The 21,456-nt window shown below is 72.5% G+C and carries 17 protein-coding genes and 2 pseudogenes; 9 read left to right on the forward strand and 10 right to left on the reverse strand.

Annotated elements, in window-relative coordinates; translation table 11 throughout:
• Nucleotides 1-434 precede the first annotated feature (434 nt).
• From serS to ACFWWQ_RS07625, 4 genes are all read left to right on the forward strand, one after another.
• The gene (serS, locus tag ACFWWQ_RS07610; protein WP_384591731.1) at nt 435-1,724 is read left to right on the forward strand and encodes a serine--tRNA ligase; all 1,290 of its coding nucleotides are present in this window, start codon (nt 435-437) and stop codon (nt 1,722-1,724) included.
• Nucleotides 1,721-2,554, forward strand: coding sequence for an HAD family hydrolase (locus ACFWWQ_RS07615; protein ID WP_384591734.1), 834 nt, complete (start codon nt 1,721-1,723; stop codon nt 2,552-2,554). Before serS ends, ACFWWQ_RS07615 begins: the two co-directional genes overlap by 4 nt.
• Nucleotides 2,555-3,066: 512 nt before the next feature.
• Nucleotides 3,067-3,777 carry a FadR/GntR family transcriptional regulator gene (locus ACFWWQ_RS07620; protein ID WP_384591737.1) on the forward strand — a complete coding sequence of 237 codons (711 nt, stop codon included), beginning with the start codon at nt 3,067-3,069 and terminating at the stop codon, nt 3,775-3,777.
• A gap of 368 nt (nt 3,778-4,145) precedes the next feature.
• On the forward strand, nt 4,146-5,459 hold the full coding sequence (locus ACFWWQ_RS07625; RefSeq protein ID WP_384591739.1) for a CynX/NimT family MFS transporter: 1,314 nt from the start codon (nt 4,146-4,148) through the stop codon (nt 5,457-5,459).
• 164 nt (nt 5,460-5,623) lie between these two features.
• On the opposite strand, the pseudogene ACFWWQ_RS07630 reads toward ACFWWQ_RS07625, so the two are convergent.
• The 6 genes and pseudogenes from ACFWWQ_RS07630 to ACFWWQ_RS07655 form a co-directional block, all read right to left on the reverse strand.
• Nucleotides 5,624-6,082 (reverse strand): annotated as a pseudogene (locus ACFWWQ_RS07630) (adenosylcobinamide amidohydrolase); the annotation flags it as partial.
• Nucleotides 6,083-6,427: 345 nt separating this feature from the next.
• A pseudogene (locus ACFWWQ_RS07635) lies at nt 6,428-6,547 on the reverse strand (adenosylcobinamide amidohydrolase); the annotation flags it as partial.
• A gap of 456 nt (nt 6,548-7,003) precedes the next feature.
• The gene (locus ACFWWQ_RS07640) at nt 7,004-7,771 is read right to left on the reverse strand and encodes an ABC transporter permease (RefSeq protein ID WP_384591742.1); all 768 of its coding nucleotides are present in this window, start codon (nt 7,769-7,771) and stop codon (nt 7,004-7,006) included.
• A gap of 152 nt (nt 7,772-7,923) precedes the next feature.
• Nucleotides 7,924-8,835 (reverse strand): ABC transporter ATP-binding protein, encoded by a 912-nt coding sequence (locus tag ACFWWQ_RS07645; protein WP_384591745.1) that lies wholly within the window; start codon nt 8,833-8,835, stop codon nt 7,924-7,926.
• A gap of 55 nt (nt 8,836-8,890) precedes the next feature.
• Nucleotides 8,891-9,847, reverse strand: coding sequence for an ABC transporter permease subunit (locus ACFWWQ_RS07650; RefSeq protein WP_384591748.1), 957 nt, complete (start codon nt 9,845-9,847; stop codon nt 8,891-8,893).
• Nucleotides 9,837-10,940: an ABC transporter ATP-binding protein gene (locus ACFWWQ_RS07655; RefSeq protein ID WP_384591750.1), complete on the reverse strand. Its 1,104-nt coding sequence runs from the start codon at nt 10,938-10,940 to the stop codon at nt 9,837-9,839. Before ACFWWQ_RS07655 ends, ACFWWQ_RS07650 begins: the two co-directional genes overlap by 11 nt.
• A 394-nt stretch (nt 10,941-11,334) precedes the next feature.
• Between ACFWWQ_RS07655 and ACFWWQ_RS07660 the strand changes: the two genes are divergently transcribed.
• From ACFWWQ_RS07660 to ACFWWQ_RS07670, 3 genes are all read left to right on the forward strand, one after another.
• Nucleotides 11,335-12,201 (forward strand): M24 family metallopeptidase, encoded by an 867-nt coding sequence (locus tag ACFWWQ_RS07660; RefSeq protein ID WP_384591753.1) that lies wholly within the window; start codon nt 11,335-11,337, stop codon nt 12,199-12,201.
• Nucleotides 12,202-12,257: 56 nt separating this feature from the next.
• The gene (locus ACFWWQ_RS07665; protein WP_384592203.1) at nt 12,258-14,096 is read left to right on the forward strand and encodes an SDR family oxidoreductase; all 1,839 of its coding nucleotides are present in this window, start codon (nt 12,258-12,260) and stop codon (nt 14,094-14,096) included.
• Nucleotides 14,097-14,600: 504 nt separating this feature from the next.
• Nucleotides 14,601-15,800, forward strand: coding sequence for a MerR family transcriptional regulator (locus tag ACFWWQ_RS07670; protein WP_384591756.1), 1,200 nt, complete (start codon nt 14,601-14,603; stop codon nt 15,798-15,800).
• 92 nt (nt 15,801-15,892) lie between these two features.
• Here the strand turns inward: ACFWWQ_RS07670 and ACFWWQ_RS07675 are convergent, their stop codons facing one another.
• Nucleotides 15,893-17,212, reverse strand: a complete 1,320-nt coding sequence (locus ACFWWQ_RS07675) for a carotenoid oxygenase family protein (RefSeq protein WP_384591759.1) — start codon at nt 17,210-17,212, stop codon at nt 15,893-15,895.
• Between the two features lie 4 nt (nt 17,213-17,216).
• Entirely contained in the window at nt 17,217-17,804 is a 588-nt protein-coding gene (locus ACFWWQ_RS07680) for a hypothetical protein (RefSeq protein WP_384591761.1), read from the reverse strand.
• Between the two features lie 115 nt (nt 17,805-17,919).
• Between ACFWWQ_RS07680 and ACFWWQ_RS07685 the strand changes: the two genes are divergently transcribed.
• Complete coding sequence (locus ACFWWQ_RS07685; RefSeq protein ID WP_384591765.1) at nt 17,920-18,537, forward strand: PadR family transcriptional regulator; 618 nt, start codon at nt 17,920-17,922, stop codon at nt 18,535-18,537.
• A gap of 45 nt (nt 18,538-18,582) precedes the next feature.
• Here ACFWWQ_RS07685 and ACFWWQ_RS07690 read toward each other — a convergent pair whose 3' ends face one another.
• Both ACFWWQ_RS07690 and htpX read right to left on the reverse strand, forming a co-directional pair.
• A complete protein-coding gene (locus ACFWWQ_RS07690) occupies nt 18,583-19,146 on the reverse strand; it encodes a hypothetical protein (protein WP_384591768.1) in 564 nt (187 codons plus the stop codon).
• Nucleotides 19,147-19,260: 114 nt separating this feature from the next.
• A complete protein-coding gene (gene htpX, locus ACFWWQ_RS07695; RefSeq protein WP_384591771.1) occupies nt 19,261-20,160 on the reverse strand; it encodes a zinc metalloprotease HtpX in 900 nt (299 codons plus the stop codon).
• 311 nt (nt 20,161-20,471) lie between these two features.
• Here htpX and ACFWWQ_RS07700 point away from each other — a divergent pair, with 311 nt between their 5' ends.
• Nucleotides 20,472-21,386 carry an LLM class flavin-dependent oxidoreductase gene (locus ACFWWQ_RS07700; RefSeq protein WP_384591774.1) on the forward strand — a complete coding sequence of 305 codons (915 nt, stop codon included), beginning with the start codon at nt 20,472-20,474 and terminating at the stop codon, nt 21,384-21,386.
• Nucleotides 21,387-21,456 lie beyond the last annotated feature (70 nt).

Raw genomic sequence — 21,456 nt, forward strand, 5'->3', positions numbered from 1 at the left:
GCGTGAAGAAGGTTTGGAAGCCCCATCCGCCGCAGGTGATTCATCGCCCGGAGGGTGAAGTTCCGAGTTCCACAGATCTCACACACAGCCTGTGGATAAGAGTGCCCACACCCCCCATGCCTGTGGACAACTCAGCTTTTCCCCACAACCCGGACCCGGAAATCACCACCCCACGACGCACATCACCCGACGGACGCCACCCCGGGGACCTCTGCACCACCCCCGGAAAACTGCCACCACGCGACATACACGACACCCCGCCCTCCCCGGCCGGAATGCCGCCCGAATTCCCTCCACCATTCCCGCCCCATCGCCCCTCCCAAAGGCTCCGCACGGCCACCCCTCCCCGCGAAATAAACAGCCCAAAGCAGACATTGCGACATGCGCGGGAATATCGCGTCGAGCCCCGCCGCCCGCCCCGGTAGCCTGAGAGGGTGATTGACCTTCGCCTGCTCCGTGAGGACCCCGACCGTGTGCGCGCCTCCCAGCGCGCCCGTGGAGAGGACGTCGCACTCGTCGACGCGCTTCTCTCCGCCGACGAGCGGCGCAGGTCGTCCAGCGTCCGCTTCGACGAACTGCGCGCCGAACAGAAGGCGCTCGGCAAGCTGATCCCCAAGGCCACCGGCGACGAGAAGGCCGTCCTGCTGAAGAAGGCCGGCGAACTCTCCGCGGCCGTCAAGGCCGCCGACGCCGCGCAGGACGAAGCCAAGGAAGAGGCCCAGACCCTCCTCCGCCAGCTCGGCAACCTCGTCCACCCCGACGTCCCCGTCGGCGGCGAGGAGGACTTCACCGTCCTGGAGACCCACGGCACCATCCGCGACTTCGCCACCGAGGGCTTCGAGCCCAAGGACCACCTGGAGATCGGCGAACTCCTCGGCGCCATCGACGTCGAACGCGGCGCCAAGGTCTCCGGCTCGCGCTTCTACTACCTCACCGGCATCGGCGCCCTGCTGGAACTGGCCCTGGTCAACGCCGCCATCGCCCAGGCCACCGCCGCCGGATTCACCCCGATGCTCACCCCCGCGCTGGTCCGCCCCCGCGCCATGGAGGGCACCGGCTTCCTCGGCCAGGCCGCCGAGAACGTCTACCACCTGGAGAGGGACGACTACTACCTGGTCGGCACCTCCGAGGTCCCCCTCGCCGCGTACCACATGGACGAGATCCTCGAAGCGAACCAGCTCCCGCTGCGCTACGCAGGCTTCTCCCCCTGCTTCCGCCGCGAGGCCGGCACCTACGGCAAGGACACCCGCGGCATCTTCCGCGTCCACCAGTTCGACAAGGTCGAGATGTTCTCGTACGTCACACCGGACGACGCGGAGAACGAGCACCGGCGCCTCCTCGACTGGGAGAAGCAGTGGCTGACCGGCCTGGAGCTGCCGTTCCAGGTCATCGACGTCGCCACCGGTGACCTCGGCGCCTCCGCCTCGCGCAAGTTCGACTGCGAGGCATGGATCCCTACTCAGGGCAAGTACCGCGAGCTGACCTCCGCCTCGAACTGCAACGAGTTCCAGGCCCGCCGGCTCTCCGTCCGGATGCGCGAAACCGTCGACGGCAAGCCGAAGGTCCAGCCGCTCGCGACGCTCAACGGCACGCTCTGCGCCGTCCCCCGCACCATCGTCGCGATCTTCGAGAACCACCAGCAGGCCGACGGCTCCGTGCACGTCCCGGCGATGCTCCGCCCGTACCTGGGCGGCCGCGAGACCCTGGAGCCCACCTCCAAGTGACCGCCTCCGGACCGGCCCCCGCGCCCGCCCTGCCCTACCAGCTCATCGCGACGGACCTCGACGGGACGCTGCTGCGGGAAGACGGAACGATCTCCGACCGCACCCGCGCGGCCCTCGCCACGGCCACCGCGGCCGGCGCCGCCCACATCGTGGTGACCGGCCGCGCGGTGCCCTGGACCCGCCACATACTGGAAGGGCTCGACTACCGGGGCATCGCCGTCTGCGGGCAGGGGGCGCAGGTCTACCACGCGGGCGAGCGGCGCCTGCTGACCTCCGTGACCCTCGACCGCCAGCTCGCCGGTCTCGCCATCGCCAAGATCGAGACGGAGGCCGGCTCGCTGCGGCTGGCCGCCAGCCGCGACGGCATCGAGGGCGAAGTGCTGGTCGGCCCCGGCTACCGCTACAAGGAGGGCCCGCTCCCGGCCCTCCCGATCGAGGACCACGCCGAGCTGTGGACCGCCCCGGTCAACAAGGTCTACCTCCAGCACCCGACGCTGGACGACGACGCGCTGGCGCAGGTCGCCCGCGCGACCGCCGGTGACCTCGTCGGCGTGACGGTCTCCGGACCTGGCATCGTCGAACTCCTCCCCCTCGGCCTGACCAAGGTCACCGGCCTCTCCCTGGCGGCCCGCCGCTTGGGCGCCAAGGCCGACTCCACCATCGCCTTCGGCGACATGCCCAACGACCTCACCATGTTCGCCTGGGCCGCCCACGGCGTCGCCATGGCCAACGCCCACCCGGAACTCAAGGCCGTGGCCGACGAGGTCACCGCGTCGAACGAGGACGACGGGATCGCGGTGGTGCTGGAGCGGCTGTACGGGGCGTTGTAGCGCGGTGCCTCCGCCAGGAGCCGGGGCGCCTGCCCCTGGCGGGTCGGGGCACCTGCCCTGGGGTGGATGGTCCGTCTGCCCCGGGGTGGATGGTCCGTCGCGGCTTCGATTACTCTCCGTGAACGAGTGCGGGGATCGCATCGTTCCAATTACCGAGCGTTATTATTACAGAGAGTGATGCGGGGTGTCGAGGGTGACACCGACTCGGGGTGAGTGGGTCCGCACTCCGGGCCCGTGAGGCGCCCTGAGCATCCGGCACAGGTAGCGTCGCCTCCCTGCCCGGCACCCCTACCCCCTCCCGCCCCCTGCCGCCTGCTGCCTGCTGCCTGCTGCCTGCTCCTCGATCGCCTCGGAGTGCCCTCGAAGTGCCCGCGGAGTGCCCGGTCGCTTTCGTCGCGCCCAGCCCGCCCCCGAGCGGCCCCGCATCCATACCCCACGAACATTCCGTGTACGGTGAACGTACGAGTTGTAGGATGACTGGGCAACCGGGCAGGAAGGATGCGTGAGGGCGGATGGCGCTGCAGGCGGCGGGGCGGCGATCGTTGGTGGACACGGTCGTCGAGGCGTTGCGGGCCCAGCTCGTCGCCGGTGAGTGGAAGGTCGGGGAGCGGATTCCCACCGAGCACGCGCTTGCCGAGCAGCTTGAGGTGGGGCGTAACACCGTGCGGGAGGCGGTGCGGGTCCTGGTGCATGCCGGGATGCTGCGTTCCCGGCAGGGTGAGGGGACGTTCGTGGTGTCCGCCGCCGACCCGGGCGCGATCATGCGTGGGGTGCAGCGGGCCGGAATCCGGGACGTGCTGGAGGTACGGATCGCGCTGGAGGCGGAGGCCGCCCGGCTGGCGGCGGTCCGTCATCAGCCCGCCGACCTGGAGCGGATGCGGGCGGCGCTCGATGCGCAGGCCCACCTGGAGGACGAGGACGGGCAGCCCGCGCACGGCAACCTGGAGCTGTACGCGGATCACGACATCGCGTTCCACCGGGCCGTGGTCGAGGCGGCGCACAACACCGCGTTGACGGCGACGTACGGCTGGTTCAGCAGTTCCGTGCGGGAGGCGCTGGTCACCGCGTTGGACGACCACGCGATTCCGAAGATCGTGCACGGCGATCACCACGCGGTCATGGAGGCCATCGCCTCCGGTCACCCGGAGGCGGCGGAGCGGGCGACCCGGACGCTGCTGGACAAGCCGAAGCGTGCTCTGGAGACGCTGCTCGACGGGCGGTGACGAGCGGCGGCTGGGGGGGCGGGGCCGGTCGTTCCCCGGCTGTGAGGTGGTATTCCCCGGTGCCGGTCTGGTGGGAGCGGTCCGGGAACGTTGATCAGCGTCGGGCTGCCGGGCTGTCGGCCACGTGGCGCTGCCTTCCGGGCGCCACGTTCACCTGAGGCCGCTTCGTCCCCGCTGGTGTCCGCCTCCGTAGGGCCCTCGTCGTGCCGTTCGCCGTGATCCGTTTGCCGTACTCCGCTTGCCGCACTCCGCTTGCCGCACTCCGTTCGTTGGCGCCCAGCCGCCCGTGCCTTTCCGTTCCTCAGCTCCCTTCTCCAGCCCTCCTTTTCTTCCTTTTCTTCGAGTTCCGATGGGTGAGGTGTGTACGCATGTCCGGGATCAGATCCGAGGCCCCGTTGTCCGAGGCCCCGTTGTCCGAGGCCCCCTTGATCGATGCCGAGGAGGATCTGGCGGCGGCGCCGCAGGTCGTCGTGGCGCGGCGGCGGTTGCGGGCACATCCGGCGTTGTTGCTGGCCGGGATCGTGCTGGCGTCGTTGAACATGCGGGCGGCGCTGGCGGGGGTGTCGCCGCTGCTCGGTGAGATCGGCGGCCACTTCGGGCTGGCGGCGACGGCGAGCAGTCTGGTGACGGCGATTCCGCTGGTGTTCATGGGGCTCGGTTCGATCGTCGCGCCGAAGCTGGCGCGTCGGTGGGGTACGGAGACGGTGCTGTGCGGGGCGCTGGTGCTGCTGTGTGGGGGCATCGTGCTGCGGGTCGCGCCGCCGATCGTGGCGCTGTTCGCCGGGTGCGCGGTGGTGGGGACGGCGATAGCCCTGCTCAACGTGTTGATGCCCGGCCTGATCAAGCGGGATTTCCCGGAGAAGGCCGCCGGGATGACGGGGCTCTACACGACGGCGATGGTCCTGGGTGCGACGGTGTCGGCGGCGACCGCGGTGCCGTTGGAGGAGGCGCTCGGCAGCTGGCAGGGATCGCTGGCGTCGTGGGCGTTGCTGGCGGGGGTGGCGGCGCTGGCCTGGGTGCCGCAGGCAGTGATGTCCCGTAGGGGTACGCACCACGGGGAGGCGGCCGCGCGTGCTGCGCACGGCGTCGAGGACGGGCCGCGGTTGAGCCGGTCGGTGCTGGCGTGGCAGGTGACGCTGTTCATGGGATCGCAGTCGCTGATCGCGTACGTGACGATCGCGTGGATGCCGACGATCTTCACGGATCACGGCATGGGGAAGGGCGAGGCGGGGCTGGTCTTCGCGTTCAGCACGTTGGTGCAGATGGCGGGTTCGTTCGTGGTGCCGATGCTGGCGGGGCGGATGCGTCGGCAGCGGCTGCTGGGCGTGACGGTGTCGACGCTGATGGCGTGCGGCGTCGTGGGGCTGATGGTGGCGCCGGTCGCGGGGGCGTGGCTGTGGGCGGTGCTGCTGGGGCTCGGTCAGGGCGGTGCGCTGGGGCTGGCGCTGACGATGATGGTGCTGCGTTCCGGTGATGCGCATACGGCGGCCCGGGTGTCGGGGATGGCGCAGACCGGCGGGTATCTGCTGGCGGCGGTCGGCCCGTTGGCGCTGGGCGCGGTGCATCAGGTGACCGGTGGCTGGAGTGTGCCGCTGGTGCTGATGCTGGTGGTGTGTGCGGGGCTGGCACTGCTGGGGATGGGTGCTGGGCGGGATCGGCGGATTGGGGTTTCCGAGGTCTAGCGGGGGCGTAGTGGGAGCGGGGCGGTGGCCGGGGGCGCCGCCCCGCTTGGTGTTCGGGGGGCGCGGGCGGTGGCGGGTTCGCTTGCGGGCGGGGTGCGTTGGGGGCGTCCCTTACGGGGAGGGGTGCGGGTGCGTGTCCCGTACGGGTGCGAAGCGGCTAACTGTCAGGGGCACGGGTCCGGCGGGGTGGCGCGGAGGTGGGCGTCGCGGGCGACGGCTTCGTGGGTGGCGCGGTGGACGGCGCGGGCGAGGCGGGCGCCCCAGAGGGAGCGGGGACCGGCGAAATGTTCGGCGGGGGCGCCGGGCCTGGGGATGCGGGCGGCTATGCAGACGGCGTCGGTCGGGGTGCCGGAGGCGTCGTAGCCGTTGTCGCGGAGTGCCTGGACCTTTGCTTCGGTGGCGGTGGCGACGGCGTTGACGAGGGCGGCGTCGGTGAGGGCCACGGGCAGCGCGACGAGGATGTTGATCGTGCCGGGGCCGGGGTGGTGCGCGGCGTGCGGGGGCGGGACGGCTGCCCAGCCGGAGACGCCGACACCGGCGGTGACCAGGGCTTCGACGCCCTCGTCCGTGGTGTGGGTGGCGGTGGCGAGGATGTCGGCGGCGGTCATCAGCCCTACGCCGGGTGGGAGTTGGGGCGCGGGGAAGCCGGCGACGGGGTTCGTGCCTGGGCCCGTAGGGGCGGGGGCCGCGTCCGGGCCCGTCGGGGTGATGGCGTCCGTGAGGGGAGGCTCCGTTGGGCTCGGGATCGCGAGGAGCGCTTCCGTTGTGCCTGCGCCCGTACGGGGAGCCTCTACGGGGCCTGCGCCCGAAGGGGGAATGCCCGAGCCGCCCGTTCCCGTAGGGGAAATGTCCGGGTAGCCCGTTCCCGTGGAAGGAGTGGGCGGAGGGTAGGTGCCTGGTGCGGGCGCATCGCCAGGAGCCGTGGTGGTAGCGGGAGTGGGGGGTGCGGGAGGCCGGCGGAGGGCGAGGGCGGCTATGTCGGTGAGGTGGTGGTGGGGGTCGTGGCGGGTGTAGCCGTGGGGTACCTGGGCGTTGAGGAACCAGTGGCGTTCGCCGATGCCTCCGCCGAGGACGGCGCTGGAGATCATGCGCCAGCCCGGTCCGGCCCGCCAGAGGAGAGCCGGGAGAGTGGCGGGTGTGCCGGGGCCGGCGGGGCAGGGGTGGGGCAGGGTTTCGGTGGTGATCAGTGGGGTGGCGGCCGGTGCCGTGGTGGGCCCGGGAGGCGTCGGGGGTGTCACCCGGTCACCTTACGGAGGGCCCGTAGGGGTGGGAGGGCGCCTCCCGTGCGGAGGCCCTGCGTGGTGCCCCGCACCGTGGCTCCGGCTGTGGTTCGGGCTGCGGGTCCGGGTTCGTGCGCGGCTCCGGCTCCGGGTTCATGCGCGCCGCTCCGGCTCCGGCTCCGGCTCCGGCTCCGGCTCCGGCTCCGGCTCCGGCTCCGGCTCCGGCTCCGGCTCCGGCTCCGGCTCCGGCTCCGGCTCAACGATTGGCGGGGGCCCGGCCCGTACGACGGGACGGCGCCCCGGTCCCGCCCGGCCGTACGGCGATCACTCCTCCCCGGCGAGGGTGAGGGCGCGGAGGCGGCGGGTGGCGTACCAGGTGGCGGCGGCGGTGACGGCGATGAGGAGGACGGCGGCGGTGGGGAGGGCGACGTCGGAGGTGATGGTGGAGTCGGGGGCGAGGCGGCCGCCGAGGGCGAGGGCCCACTGCTGGATGCTGAGGGTGCGGGCGCCGGGGACGAGGTTGCCGAAGAGGGATTCCCAGACGAGGGCGTAGACCAGGCCGATGACGACGGCGTGGCGGGTGATGGTGCCGAGGAGCAGGAAGACGGCGGCGTAGGCGACGGAGGCGATGGCCGCGGCGACGGCGTAGGCGACGGCGATCTGCTGACTGTTGCCGTTGAGGATGAATCCGGCGACGAGGACGGGGACGGCGGAGAAAACGAGGGTGACGCCGGTGGCGACGGTGAGTTTGGTGAGGACGATGGTGCTGCGGCGGACGGGTTTGGCGAGGAGGTAGACGACGGAGCCGTCGTCGATCTCCGGGCCGATGGCGCCGGTTCCGGCGATGACGCCGATCAGAGGGACGAGGGTGGCGAGGGCGAAGCCGCCGAGGATTTCCTTGGCGGTGGTGTCGTCGGCGCCGGCGAGGGCGCGGACGGCGACGGCGATGACGAGGAGGAGGGCGGGCAGGGCGAAGAGGATCAGGGCGCGTCGACTGCCGAGGAGGGTGCGGTAGGTGAGGCGGGCGACGGTGGGGTGGAAGAGCGCGGGGGGCGGGGCCGCCGCGGGGGTGGGTGGGCTGGTGGTGGACATGTGCGGGTTCCTTCCGGGGCGGGCGGCGTCGGGCGGGGGTGGTGAGCGGGGCTCCCGTACGCCGTGCACCGTGCGGGTGCGGAGCGGGCGGCGGGCGGCGGTTCCTGGGGCCGAGGCGGGCGCGGGACGGGCGCCGGCCGCGTCGGCCCAGGTCAGGCCGTGACGAGGTAGGAGAAGACGGATTCCAGGGATTCGTCGGAGGGGGTGACCGTCAGGAGGCGGATGCCCCGGTCGTGGGCGACGCGGGGCAGGAGGGTGGTGAAGCGGGTGAAGTCGACGGCCTGGATGTGGAGGGCGCCTTCGGTGTGGTCGACCTGGATGCCCGCGGTGGAGGGGTCGGCGATGAGGGCGGCGGCGAGGGCGCGGTCGTCGTCGGAGCGGACGAGGTAGCGGTGCGGGCGGTCCGTCATCAGGCGGCGGATCTTGCGGAAGTCGCCGGAGGCGGCGTGGCGTCCGGCGACGACGACCTCGATGTGGGTGGCGAGTTGTTCGACCTCTTCGAGGATGTGGGAGGAGAAGAGGACGGTGCGGCCCTCGTCGCCCATGTGGCGCAGGAGTTCCATGAGGTGCATGCGCTGGCGGGGGTCCATGCCGTTGAACGGTTCGTCGAGCAGGAGGACCGACGGGTCATGGACGAGTGCGGAGGCCATTTTGACGCGTTGGCGCATGCCCTTGCTGTAGGTGGAGATCTTGCGGTCCTGGGCGTACGTCATGTCGACGGTGGCGAGGGCGGCGGCGGCCTGGGCGCGGCCGAGGCCGTGGAGTTCGGCGTTGGCGAGGACGAATTCGCGGCCTGTGAGGACGTCGTACATGGCTTCGCGTTCGGGGACGATGCCGAGGTGGCGGTAGCTGCGTGCGTTGCGCCAGACGGGGTCGCCGTCGAGGGTGACGGTGCCGTGGGAGGGGGCGAGGAAGCCGCCCATCATGTTGATGAGGGTGGATTTTCCGGCGCCGTTGGGGCCGAGGAGACCGGTGACGCCGGGGGCGATGGTCATGGTGATGTCGTTGACGGCGACGACGTTGCCGAACCAGCGGGAGACGTGGTCGATGCGGAGGGTGCTCATGGGCGCGGCTCCTCGTCGGTGCGGGTGACGGTGTGGGCGTGGCGTACGGCGTGGGTCACAGGCCGGCCTTGCGGTAGCGGCGCATGAGCAGGGCGAACGAGGCGGCGACGGTGGCCAGGGTGACGAGGAGGTAGAGGCCGCCCGCGGCGGTGGTGGGGGCGAGGTCCTGGGGGAAGGAGGTGGTGCCGCCGAGGAAGGTGGCCTGGACGCCGTCGATCAGGGTGATCGGGGAGAAGAGGCCGAGCCAGCCGACGGCGGATTCGTGGCCCTGGACGTAGGCGATGCCCTGGAGGGCGCTGACGGCCCCGTAGGGGAGGGTGAGGGTGGCGATGACGGCGGCGACACCGAAGCCGCGGCGTGGCGTGACGGCGGCGATGACCAGGCCGATTCCGGCGAAGAGGAGGGAGAGGAGGGCGACGGTGAGCAGGCCCTGGGCGAGGCCCTTGGTCTGGTCGGCGACGTCCAGCTTCGCGAGGAGGGCCCCGGCGTAGAGGATCACCAGCGGGGTGGCGGTGAGGAGGAAGAGGGCGGCGGCGAGGGCGGCGAATTTCGCGGTGACGTAGTCGACGCGCTCGATGGGGCGGGAGAAGTAGAGCGGTACGGACCGGAAGCGCAGGTCGCGGGAGACGGACTGGGGTGCCTGGGCGGCGAGGTAGAGGCCGATGACGGCCTGGAGGTAGATCGCGTAGCGGCTGTAGTCGAGGGGGAGGCTGTGGGCCTTGGTGACGACGGTGACCGCGACCATGATTCCGGCGGGCAGGCACATGACGCCGAGGAGGAGCATCGGCAGCACCTTGGATTTGGCGGAGCGGCCGAGTCCGTAGGCGCCGCGCAGGCTCTGGACGAAGAGTGATCTGCGGGCGTAGCCGCGGCCGAGGCGGGGGCCGTCGTAGTGGCGGTAGCCGATGTTGTGGATGACGTCGGGGGCGTGTGGCCCGTAGGGGGCGTCGGGGCCGGGGCGGTGGTCGCCGGGTGTGGCGGCGGGGGCCGTTGAGGTGCGGTCAGCGGGCATCGGGGGCGCCTCCCTTCGGGGCGGGGGTTACGGGTTCGGGGCGGGTGCCGGTCGGGGTTGCGGTACTGGTGGTGGCCTTGGCTTCGGTGGTGGCCGCGGTTCCGGGGGTGGCCTCGGTGTCCGCAGGGGCTCCGGTGGCGGGGGTGCGGAAGACCTCGGCGATGTGGTGGCGGCGAGGTTCCATGCGGACGAGGCCGAGGCCGAGGGCGGCGACCGTGTCGCGGACGAGGTCGTGGGGGTCCGCACCACTGGGCGCGCCGGTGGCCTCGATGTGGAGGAGGTGGCCGGCGGGGGTGGCCGGGGCGGCGCCGGGGACGTCGCGGGTGACGGTGGCTCCGGCGGCGGCGAGGGCCGTGTGGAGGGCCGCGGTGCCGTCGGGGTGCTCGTCGGTGTCGGTGACCTCGACGACGAGGGAGGTGGTGGCCCGGGTGAACTCGTCGGTGGCGGAGGAGCGCAGCAGCGTCCCGCCGTCGATGACGACGACGTGGTCGCAGGTGCGTTCCAGTTCGCCGAGGAGGTGGGAGGTCACCAGGACGGAGATGCCGAAGTCGGTGTGGACGCGGCGGATCAGGGCGAGCATGTCGTCCCGGCCGACGGGGTCGAGGCCGTTGGTCGGCTCGTCGAGGAAGACCAGCTCCGGGTCGTGGACGAGGGCCTGGGCGAGTTTGACCCGCTGTTTCATGCCGGTCGAGTAGCCGCCGATGGGGCGGTAACGCTCCTCGTAGAGGCCGACGTGGCGGAGGGTGTCCGCGGTGCGTTCACGGGCCGCGGTGGGTGGCAGGCCGGACATGCGGGCCATGTGGACGACGAATTCGGTGGCGGAGACATCCGGGGGCAGGCAGTCGTGTTCGGGCATGTAGCCGACGCGTTCGCGGATGGCGGCGCCGTGGGTGGTGACGTCCATGCCGAGGACGTGCGCGGTGCCCTCGGTGGCCGGGGCGAGGCCGAGGAGGATCTTGATCAGGGTGGATTTTCCGGCCCCGTTGGCGCCCACCAGGCCGGTCACACCGGGCGCGATGTCCACGGTCAGCCGGTCCAGGGCGGTCACCCGCGGGAACCGCTTGCTGAGGCTTTCGGTCAGGATGACGGTCACGCCTCGACGGTAGTGGCGCCCGCCACACGGATCGTCAACCCAGGCGACGGTCCAGCCCTACCCCTTCGGGACGACGCCCCTTAGGGGATGCCGTCCTCGGGGGGCATGGCGGAGGTGGACGGGGCGGGGTTCGGGGTGGTGAGACCGGGTGGGGCGGGCCTGGGTCTTGGGCCGGGTGCGGCTGCGGGGCCGGTGGGGGCGGGCCCAGGTCTCGGGCCCGGTGCGGGCGGTCCCGGTGCGGGAGGGGGCGGTGCGGGAGGGGGCGGGGGCCCGTGGTGGGTTCCGTGAGGGAACCCGCACGCCTCTTGACGTAGACGTCAGCCATTGTCACATTCATCAGTGTCAAGTTACGCGCACGTACCGCGATGCTCTGCTTACGGACGGACGGTTGACGATGCCTGCAGTGACCTCGCAGAATCCGGCGGCGACCGGGGCCCTCGGCGCGCGGCTGCGCGGCTTCCGCGAGGTCCAGCGCCTCGCCTACGCGTGCGCCGAGGCCGTCGCCGCGCAGCTCAAACCGGGCGTCACCGAGCGTGAGGCAGCGCGGATGCAGCGGGGGTGGCTGCGCGAGCGGGGGGTGCGGGACTGGTTCCACCTGCCCTTCGCATGGTTCGGGGACCGGACGGCGTTCGCCGGGTTCCGCGTCCCGCTGCAGTTCTTCCCGACGAGGCGGAGGCTGGAGCCGGGGATGCCGTTCATCCTCGACATGGCTCCGGTGCACCGCGGCTTCACCGCCGACATCGGCTACTCCGGCTGCCTGGGCCTCAACCCGGTGCACAACCGGCTGATGGCCGACCTGGAGACGCACCGCGAGCTGATCCTCCGGGAGGTGCGCGAGCGCCGTCCGCTGCGGGAGATCTACGAGGACGTCGAGCGCCTGATGGTGCGCCAGGGGCATACGAACCGGCACCGGGCCTATCCGTTCGGCGTCATCGCTCACAAGGTCGGCCAGGTCCGGGAACGGCGGTGGGCGCCGACGGTGTTCGGCTTCGGGACGCAGTCCCTGAAGGGGCTGGCGTCGGACGCGCGGCACGGGCACCGGGAGGGCTGGTCCCCGCTGTGGAGCCCGTACTCCTTCTCCGATCATCCGCCACAGCCGGGCCTGTGGGCCGTCGAACCCCACCTCGGCTTCCGGGGCACGGGCGCGAAGTTCGAGGAACTGCTCGTCGTGACGGACTCCAAGGACCCGCAGGAGAGCGCCTTCTGGCTGGATGACGATCTGCCGCATGTGCGGCGGTGGCGGGAGGAGAAGGCCGCGTGACGCAGCTTCCAGATCCGGTCGGTAACGAAGTCGAGGGAGAGGGCGAGGGCAAGGACATGGCGGACGCGGTGGAAGGGCGCGGGGCCGATGGCGCTCCCGGTGCGGCGGGCCCCGGAGGCGGTGGTGCGGCTGGGGCCGGGATTCCGGGGGCCCGGGAGCGGTGGGTGCGGACCGGAGGCATCGAACTGTGCGTCGCCGAGCTGGGCGATCCGGAGCGGCCCACGGTGCTGCTGGTGCACGGCTATCCGGACAGCAAGGAGGTCTGGTCCGATGTCGCGCAACGGCTCGCCGACCGCTTCCATGTGGTGCTCTACGACGTGCGGGGCTGCGGGCGCTCGACCGCGCCGCAGCCGCTGCGCGGCGGGTTCACGCTGGAGAAGCTGACCGATGACTTCCTCGCCGTCGCGGACACCGTCAGCCCGGACCGGCCGGTGCATCTGGTGGGGCACGACTGGGGCTCGGTGCAGTCCTGGGAGTTCGCGACGGTCCGGCGGACCGAGGGCCGGATCGCGTCGTTCACCTCGATGTCCGGGCCGTCCCTCGACCACTTCGGCCACTGGATCAAGCGGCGGCTGTCGCGCCCCACCCCACGCCGCGCCGTGCAGCTCCTGTCCCAGTCCCTGAAGTCCTGGTACGTCTACCTGCTGCACACCCCGGCCCTGCCGGAGATGGCCTGGAAGGGTCCGCTCGGCAAGCGCTGGCCGGCGCTCATGGAACGGTTCGAGAAGGTGCCGGGCGGCGCCTACCCGACGCCATCACTGCCCCGCGACGCGGCCCACGGCGCCTGGCTGTACCGCGACAACATCCGCTCCCGGCTGAGCCACCCCCGCGACGACGCCTTCGCGCACTGCCCCGTGCAGCTCATCACGCCGACCGGTGACGTGTTCCTGTCCGAGCGGCTCTACGACGACCTGGACCGGTGGGCCCCCCGGCTCACCCGCCGTACGCTCCCGGCCAAGCACTGGGTACCGCGCACCCGCCCCGATCAGCTGGCCGCCTGGATCACGGAGTTCGTTGCTGCTCAGGAAGAGGGCGACCCGGCGAAGGAGGTCGCGGCGTCCGGGGCGTACGCGGACCGGTTCGGCGGGCAGCTAGTGCTGGTGACCGGCGCGGCAAGCGGGATCGGCCGGGCGACGGCGTTCGCGTTCGCGGAGGCCGGGGCGCGGATCATCGCGGCGGACCGGGACGCGGAGGGCGCCGCGCGGACCGCGGACATGGCCCGGCTGATCGGCGCTCCGCAGGCGTACGGCGAGGTGGTCGACGTCGCGGACGCGGCGGCGATGGAGAAGCTCGCGGACCATGTCGAGGCCGCCTACGGCACGGTCGATGTGCTGGTGAACAACGCGGGCATCGGGCTGTCGGGCTCCTTCATGGAGACGTCGGTGGAGGACTGGCAAAAGGTCCTGGACGTCAATCTCTGGGGCGTCATCCACGGCTGCCGGACGTTCGGGAAGCGGATGGCGGAGCGCGGCCAGGGCGGGCACATCGTCAACACCGCGTCCGCCGCGGCGTTCCAGCCGTCGCGGGTCCTGCCCGCGTACAGCACGTCCAAGGCGGCGGTTCTGATGCTCAGCGAGTGCCTGCGCGCCGAGCTGGCGGGGCAGGGCATCGGGGTTTCGGCGATCTGCCCGGGGCTGGTCAACACCAACATCACCACCACCTCGCGGTTCACCGGGGTGTCGGCCGACGAGGAGAAAGCCCGCCAGACCAGGGCCACCCGCGCCTACGGGCTGCGCAACTATCCGCCGGAGAAGGTCGCGGACGCCGTCCTGCGTGCCGTGGCCCGCAACCAGGCGGTGGTCCCCGTCACCCCCGAGGCACGCGGCGCCCGGTTCCTCTCCCGGGTGGCACCGCGGGCACTGCGGGCCGTCGCCCGTATCGAACCTCCGCTGTGAGACGGGCCTGGGCAAGATGTAGCTGGTGGCGCCAGGGATGTCTCGTGGCGGAGGCCGGGCCAGCGGGACGGCGTTGAGCCGGGGCGGGCGTGTGGGGTGGCCTGAGCCGGATGGCCGTTGGACGGCGGCGCGCCGGGCGGCGGCCCATACCGGCGCGGGCCGGGCAGTGGCGCGGCAGGTGAGGGCGCGTCCCGATGCGGGCCTGGAGGGGGCGCGTCCCGGCACGGGGCAGGAGAGGGCCCGTCTCGGCACGGGGCAGACAGGACCGCGTCGCCGCGCATGCCGGGTCGGCACCTGCCGCGCCCCCGCAGGCCGGGCCCGTGGCGAGACCCGGGCTCGTCAGCCTGGCCCGGCCGCCGGCGCGGTGCGGGGCCGGGCGGGCCGCCCGTACCATCCCTCGCAGGACGGGGCGTTACACGGCCGTCGCCCCGTCGGCGCCGCCACGGTCGTACGCGCCGCGGCGGGTGCGGTAGGCGGCGCGGCCAACCTGTGAGGAGCACCGCCTTGACCGACCAGCCGCAGCCGGAGTACCGCATCGAGGACCTGGCCCGCCTCAGCGGCGCCACCGTCCGGACCATCCGCGCCTACCAGGACCGCGGCCTGTTGCCCCGCCCGGAGCGCCGGGGCCGCGCCAACGTCTACGGCGACGCCCACCTCGCACGACTGCGGCAGATCACCGACCTGCTGGAACGCGGCTACACCCTCGCCAGCATCAAGGAACTCCTGGAAGCCTGGGACGCCGGACAGGACCTCGGCGGGGTACTCGGGCTGGCTGCCGAGGTCGACGGGCCCTGGAGCGAGGAGCAAGCGTCCCGTATCAGCGTCGAGCAGCTGCACGACGCGTTCGGTGACACATCGGACGGGCCGGGGCTCGACGAAGCGGCGCTCGCCGAGGCCGTCGCACTGGGCGTACTGGAGCCCGTACCGGGTCGCACCGACGTGTACGCGGTGCCCAGCCCGCAGCAGTTGGCCGTCGCCGCCGAACTGCACTCCGCGGGCGTGCCGCTCAGCGCCGTCGCCACCCATCTGCGGGAGGTACGTGCGCAGGTCGAGCACTTCGCCTCCCGCTTCCTGGACTTCACCACCGAGCACGTCTTCCAGCCGTTCCTCGACCACCCGCCGACGGAAGCCGCGGCAGCCGAGGCGGCGGCGTTGATCCGGCGGCTGCGCCCGCTGGCCCGGCAGACCATCGACGCCGAACTCGCCCGCGCGATGCGCACACTCGCCACCCGCCATCTGCGCCGGCACCTCGCCGGTGCCCTCCCACCGGGCGCCACCCCCGGTACGCGCGGAACCGGCACCCCCGACGCCCTCGGGCCCGGCGTCGGGGCGGACGCCCACGAGCCGTTCGCCGCCGAACCGCGCCGGTACGGCGGCATGCTCCTGCGCCCCTCGCGCGAGGACGGTTCCGCGCCGCTCGCCGTGCCCGGCCCCGCCCCGGCCCCCCGTGCCGAGGCGGGCCGGGTGGCGGTCATGCTGCCCACCGACGCGGTGGCGGCCGTGCGGGAGCTCGTCGGCCCGGAGAACACGGCCGCGTTCATCGCGGCGGCCGCGCGGCGGGAGGTGCAGGCCCGCACCCTGGACTCCCTGGTCACGCCGGTGCTGCCCCACCCCCACGACGCGGGACCGGACGGGGCTGCACCGGCACCCGGGCCCGACGGGACCGGCGGCTCCGGCGAGACCCGCGGCAGTACCGGAGGCTGAGACCGTGGGCCCGGGCCGGCACCGAGGCCGCGCCCTCGCCACACTGTGCTGTTGTCAAAGAGCAAGCCGGAGGCGCCGTGGCGCCCGCACGGTCAACAGGCCGGGTCCGGCAGCCAGTTGCCGTGGAATCCGTAGGGGACGCGCCGGGGAAGGCGGACGGTGGCGACGGGGCCGGCGGCTATCTCCTCCGCGTCGAGGATCACGAGGTCGCTGGTGTCCGTCGCCGCGTCATGGACGTAGGTGAGCAGCCAGCCGGGGCCGCCGGGGGTGTCGTCGGCGGGCGCGAAGGCGGCCTCCCCGGGGGTGCGGCCGGGCCCGAAGTCGTACCGTTCGGACGCTCCGGTCTCCAGGTCGTAGCGGAGCAGCGCGCCGGGTACCGGGCCGGAGCCGGGGCCCTCGGCGGCTGTGGCGTGGCCGAAGCGGGTGGGGCGCCCGGCGAGGCGATCGTCGATCCGGGGGAACTCGCAGTCCCGGTCGTCGAGTTGCTCCTCGCGGACGGTGCCGGAGGACAGGTCGAGGGTCCATCGCCACAGGTGCGCCGGGGCTGGGCCACCGTAGGACGCGTACCGGGAGACGTGCAGGACGATGCGGTCGTCGCCGTCGTCGTGGGCGTTGAGCGCGTGGAAGACGTAGCAGGGGTCGATGGGCAGTCGGCGGACCGGGCCGAAGGGGTCGTCGCGCCGCAGGACGCAGAGGCGGGCGCCGTACTCCGGGTCCCAGCGGTAGGGCATGCCGGGGGTGGTGTGGTCGAAGACGACGGGGAGGTCCATGAAGACGACGTGGGCGTCGGTGAGATGGAAGTCGTGCATCATCGTGTGGCCCGGCACGTCGATCGGGCGGCTGAGCACCAACTCCCCGGCGGCGTCGGCGCGATGGTAGGTGAGGTACGGGGGCCGGAGCCCGCCATAGCCGAAGAAGTGCAGCTCGCCGGTGGTGGGACAGGTCTTCGGGTGGGCGGTCATCGCGGTGGTGAGACGGCCGCCGAAGTCGTACGGGCCGAGTGTGTCCAGCTCATGGCCCGGGCGGTGGTCCAGGACGTAGGGGAAGGACGACTCGACGAGGGCCAGGGTGCGTCCGGCGTGCCGGACGACGTGGGTGTTGGCGAGACCTGCGGTACGGTCGGCCCCTCCCCGGCCGTCGTAGAGCCGGGCGCCGTCGGTGAAGGTCTTGGTGCGCACCCAGCGGTTGCGGTAGGCGGTGGCGCGTCCGCCCTCCAGGCGTACGCCGTGGACCATGCCGTCGCCGAGGAACCAGTGTGCCGAGGCGGCGGCGTGCGGGTTGGGGCCGTTGCGCAGATACCAGCCGGTCAGCTCGGGCGGGATGGCGCCGGTGACCGGCAGGTCGTGGGCGGTGAGTTCGTCGAGCACCGGGGCGAAGTTGCCGGCCAGGTGCGGTGCGGGCGCGGTGGTCATGGCGTCAGGCTCCCTGGGTCTGTGCCGGGTGTTGCAGGACGGTGTCGCGGAGGTACCGGGCGCGGGCCCGCTCCGGGTAGGCGGCGGTGAAGCGGGCCGGGAGGACGAACCCGGCGATCTGCAGCGCGACGGAGAGGCCGGGGAGCCCGCTGTGGAAGGACAGTGCCGCCTGGGCGAGGGCGGTGAGGGTGAAGGAGAGCGCCCAGGCCGCGATGAGGACGGTGTTGATCCTCAGGAAGAGCGGGCTCGCGGCGATCTCGGGCGTCACCCGGCGGCGGGCTATGGCGAGGGTGAAGGGGGAGCGCGCGGCGATCGAGCCCCAGGCGACGAGCGCCAGCCAGCCCATGGACAGGGCCCCGGCGTACGCCTTGAGGCCGCTGTCCGGCCGGAGGAAGGCGAAGGTGGTGAGGGCCGTGAAGAAGAGGACCGTGCCGTAGTCGAGGAGGCGCTCGGAGGGCGCCCAGCCCGTGGTGCGGTCGGTGAGGAGGAACGCCGCCGCGAGTGCCAGTCCGGCCAGCGCGCCCCACTGCCACCCGACCGCGGAGACGACTCCGAAGGCCAGCCAGGGAAGGAATCCCCGTAGGTACTGCATGACTTCTCCCCCCGTCGGCGGGCCACGCCCGCACACATTTCTGTTTCGACATGTCGAATGTAGAAGGTCAATCTCTGACGTGTCAAGAGTGGAATGTGGGAGGTAGTGTGCGGGCATGAGCCTGAGACATGCCGTGCTGGGCCTGCTGTCCGAGTCCCCGGCCAGCGGCTACGACCTGATGAAGCTGTTCAACGCGTCGCTGGCCAACGTCTGGCCGGCCACGCAGAGCCAGGTCTACGGCGAGCTCGGCAAGTTGACCTCCGCGGGCCTGGCCGAGGTGTCCGCGCACGGCCCCCGCGGCCGCAAGGAGTACGCGATCACCGACGAGGGCCTGGCCGAGCTGCGGCACTGGCTCGCCGAGGTCCCGCCCAGCGGCCCGCACCGCGACGACAGCCTGCTGCGGGTCTTCTTCCTCGGCATCCTCACCCCGCTGGAGGCCCGTACGTTCCTCCTCGGGCGCGCGCAGGAGACCGCCCGGCTCCACACCGAGCTCCGCCGGATCGACGAAGAAACGGAGTGGGGCGACGACATGATCTCCGTCTACGGACGGCTCACCCTGGAGTACGGCCTGCGCATGACGGCGGCGCAGGAGGAGTGGGCCCGGTGGGCCGCGGAGCAGATCGACTCCGTCAAGGCCCGTGAGGCGGGTAACCGCGCCCGCAGCCGCCTCCGGAACGGCACCGGCACCGGCACCGGCACCAGGAACGGCGACGACCTCGCGCCCACGGAATAGCGCGCCACCGGGACGCGCCCCGGGCCGGGCCGTCGGCCGCGCGGCTCAGAGCCCGGGCGCTCCCCACACCGGGAACCACCGGGCGAGATCGCTCTCGATCCGCAGATCGTCGCCGAGCATCGCCTTGACCTGCAGTTCCAGCGGATTGTCGCGCTTCTCGGCGCCGTCCGCGGCGGGCGCGAAGGGGTAGAACGTGCCGCGCTTGTAGAGGTAGACGAGCGCCAGCCGCCGCCCCTGCTCATCCTCGAAACCCATCAGCGAGCAGAGCAGCTGCGGGCCGAACCCGGCGCCCTCCAAGGCGGAGTTCACCGCGTGCAGGTCGTTGACCAGCCCCGCGACGTCCTGCGGATCGTGCCGGGCCTGCATCCAGGTGTAGCCGTACGCGTCCTGGCTGAAGTCGACCGGCGCTCCCAGGAGGGCGCGGACCTCCGCCTGGATACGGGCGAACTCCCCGCCCTCGACGCTGGCGAAACAGACCGACCCGCGGCCGGTCGGCCTGAAGTCCGCCGCCGCTTCCAGCGTCACCGCCGCGGACGGCAGCGCGAAGAGCTGATCGAGGTCGGGGCGTACCGGCTTGCTGCGACCGAGAAGCGCGTCCAGAAATCCCATGGCGTCATTCTCCCCGCTCGCCCCGTGCCCCGCCCGGAGCACACCCGCCGGACACGACGAACGGCGTGCCTTCCGGAGCTCCGTGGGGACGTGCGCCCCGGGGCGCACGCGCCGTCACGGGCGCCCCAGCTGCGCCGAGATCCGCCCCAGTTGCTCCAGCCGCTGCTCCAGCGTCGGATGCGAGGACAGCAGCTGGTTGAAGGTCTCCTTGTTGAACGCCGGGGCGAAGAAGAAGGCATTGAACGGCTGCGACTTGCGCAGATCGTCGGTGGGGATCCGGGCGATCTGCCCGGTGACCTTCGTCAGCGCGGAGGCCAGCGCCGACGGGCGGCCGGTGAGAATCGCCGCGGCGCGGTCGGCGGACAGCTCGCGGTACCGGGACAGCAGCCGGGTCAGCAGGAAGCTGATCGCGTAGACGACCGCGCTGACCGCCGTGACGACGAGGACGGCGATCGCGGCGTTCTGGTCGCGGTTGCTGCGGCCGACGCCGCTCCACAGGGCGGCGCGGGTGATGATCCCGGCCAGCACCCCCAGGAACGACGCGATGGTCATCACGGCGACATCGCGGTGCGCGACATGCGACAGCTCATGGGCGAGCACGCCCTCCAGTTCCTCCGGCTCCAGCCGCCGCAGCAGGCCCGTCGTGGCGCACACCATGGAGTTCTTCTGGTTGCGCCCGGTGGCGAAGGCGTTCGGGACGTCCGTCTCGGCGATGGCGACCCGCGGCTTCGGCATGTCCGCCAGCGCGCACAGCCGGTCGACGGCACCATGCAGTTCGGGCGCCTGCTCCGGGGTGACCTCCCGCGCGCCCATGCTGAACGCGGCGATCCGGTCGCTGAACCAGAACTGCGCGACGAACATCCCGCCCGCCAGGAGCAGCACGATCACCCAGGCGCCCTTGAGCAGCACCACCAGCACACCGACGACCACCACGTACAGCAGCCCGATGAAGAACATCGTGGTGACCATCCGCGACGTCAGCCCGCGATCGGGGGCGAATCGGGTCCGTGCCATGACTTCCTCCACACGCCGCGCCTTCGCGCAGCGGCCGATCCCGGCGTACACGCCTTCCCGCGCGCCGGGCCCTGCTCACTGCGCCGCTCGCTTCCGATTCTCCCTCTTCCCGGCCGTACACGGCATAAATCCAGGTCAACGGGGGCGGCGGAACGGACACGGGGGGGGCGGTACGGGCCACACGCGCCCCGGCAGGCCCCCCGTGCCCCCGGGGCGGCGGGCCCTCGCCACCCGTATACGAGCCGACCGGACGTCCCGGCCCGTCCGTGGGCCGCCCCCGTACGCTGAGCCGCCCCCGTACGCTGAGAGGCATGAGTCTGCGTCTGAGCACCGTGATCCTCCCGTACCGCAGGTGGCACGAGGGAGGCCGCGCCACCTGGCAGCGGGCGGAGGAGCTGGGCTTTCACACGGCGTACACGTACGACCACCTGTCCTGGCGCGTACCGTTCCGCGACGGGCCGTGGTTCGGCGCCGTGCCGACGCTGACCGCCGCCGCGGGGGTCACGGAGCGGATGCGGCTGGGGACGCTCGTCACCTCGCCGAACTTCCGCCACCCCGTCACCCTGGCCAAGGAACTGATCTCGCTCGACGACATCTCCGGCGGCCGGATCACACTCGGCATCGGCGCGGGCGGCACCGGCTTCGACGCGAGCGCCCTCGCCCCCAGCGGCCGGGAGCCGTGGACGCCGCGCGAGCGGGCCGACCGCTTCGCCGAGTTCGTGCCCCTCCTCGACCGGCTGCTCACCGAGGACACCGTCACCTACGACGGCGCCTTCTACGCGGCGGGCGGCGCGCAGAACATCCCCGGCTGTGTGCAGCGCCCCCGCCTGCCCTTCGCCGTCGCCGCGACCGGCCCGCGCGGCCTCAAGCTCGCCGCGCGCCACGGGCAGGCATGGGTGACCACCGGCGACCCGAAGCTGTACGCGACGGGCACCCCCGAGCAGTCCGTCGACGCGCTCCGGGCCCAGCTGGACAAGCTCGGCAAGGCATGCGCCGACGCCGGACGCGACGCCACGGAACTGGACAAGATCCTCCTCACCGGCTTCACCCCGGACCGCGCCCGCCCCCTGGAGTCCGTCGCCGCCTTCGTCGACTTCGCGGGCCGCCACCGGGAGCTGGGCTTCACCGAGCTCGTCGTGCACTGGCCGATCCCGGGGACGGATTTCGCGGCGGATCAGGGGGTGTTCGAGGCGATCGCCACGGAGGCGATGGAGCAGCTGGGGTGACGGCGAGGCCGTCACCGGGGCCGACCGGCTCAGCTTCCCCGGAGCCCCCACCCCTACCTCGGAAAGCCCC

The organism is Streptomyces sp. NPDC059080 (assembly GCF_042739975.1).
Classification (GTDB): Bacteria; Actinomycetota; Actinomycetes; order Streptomycetales; family Streptomycetaceae; genus Streptomyces; species Streptomyces benahoarensis.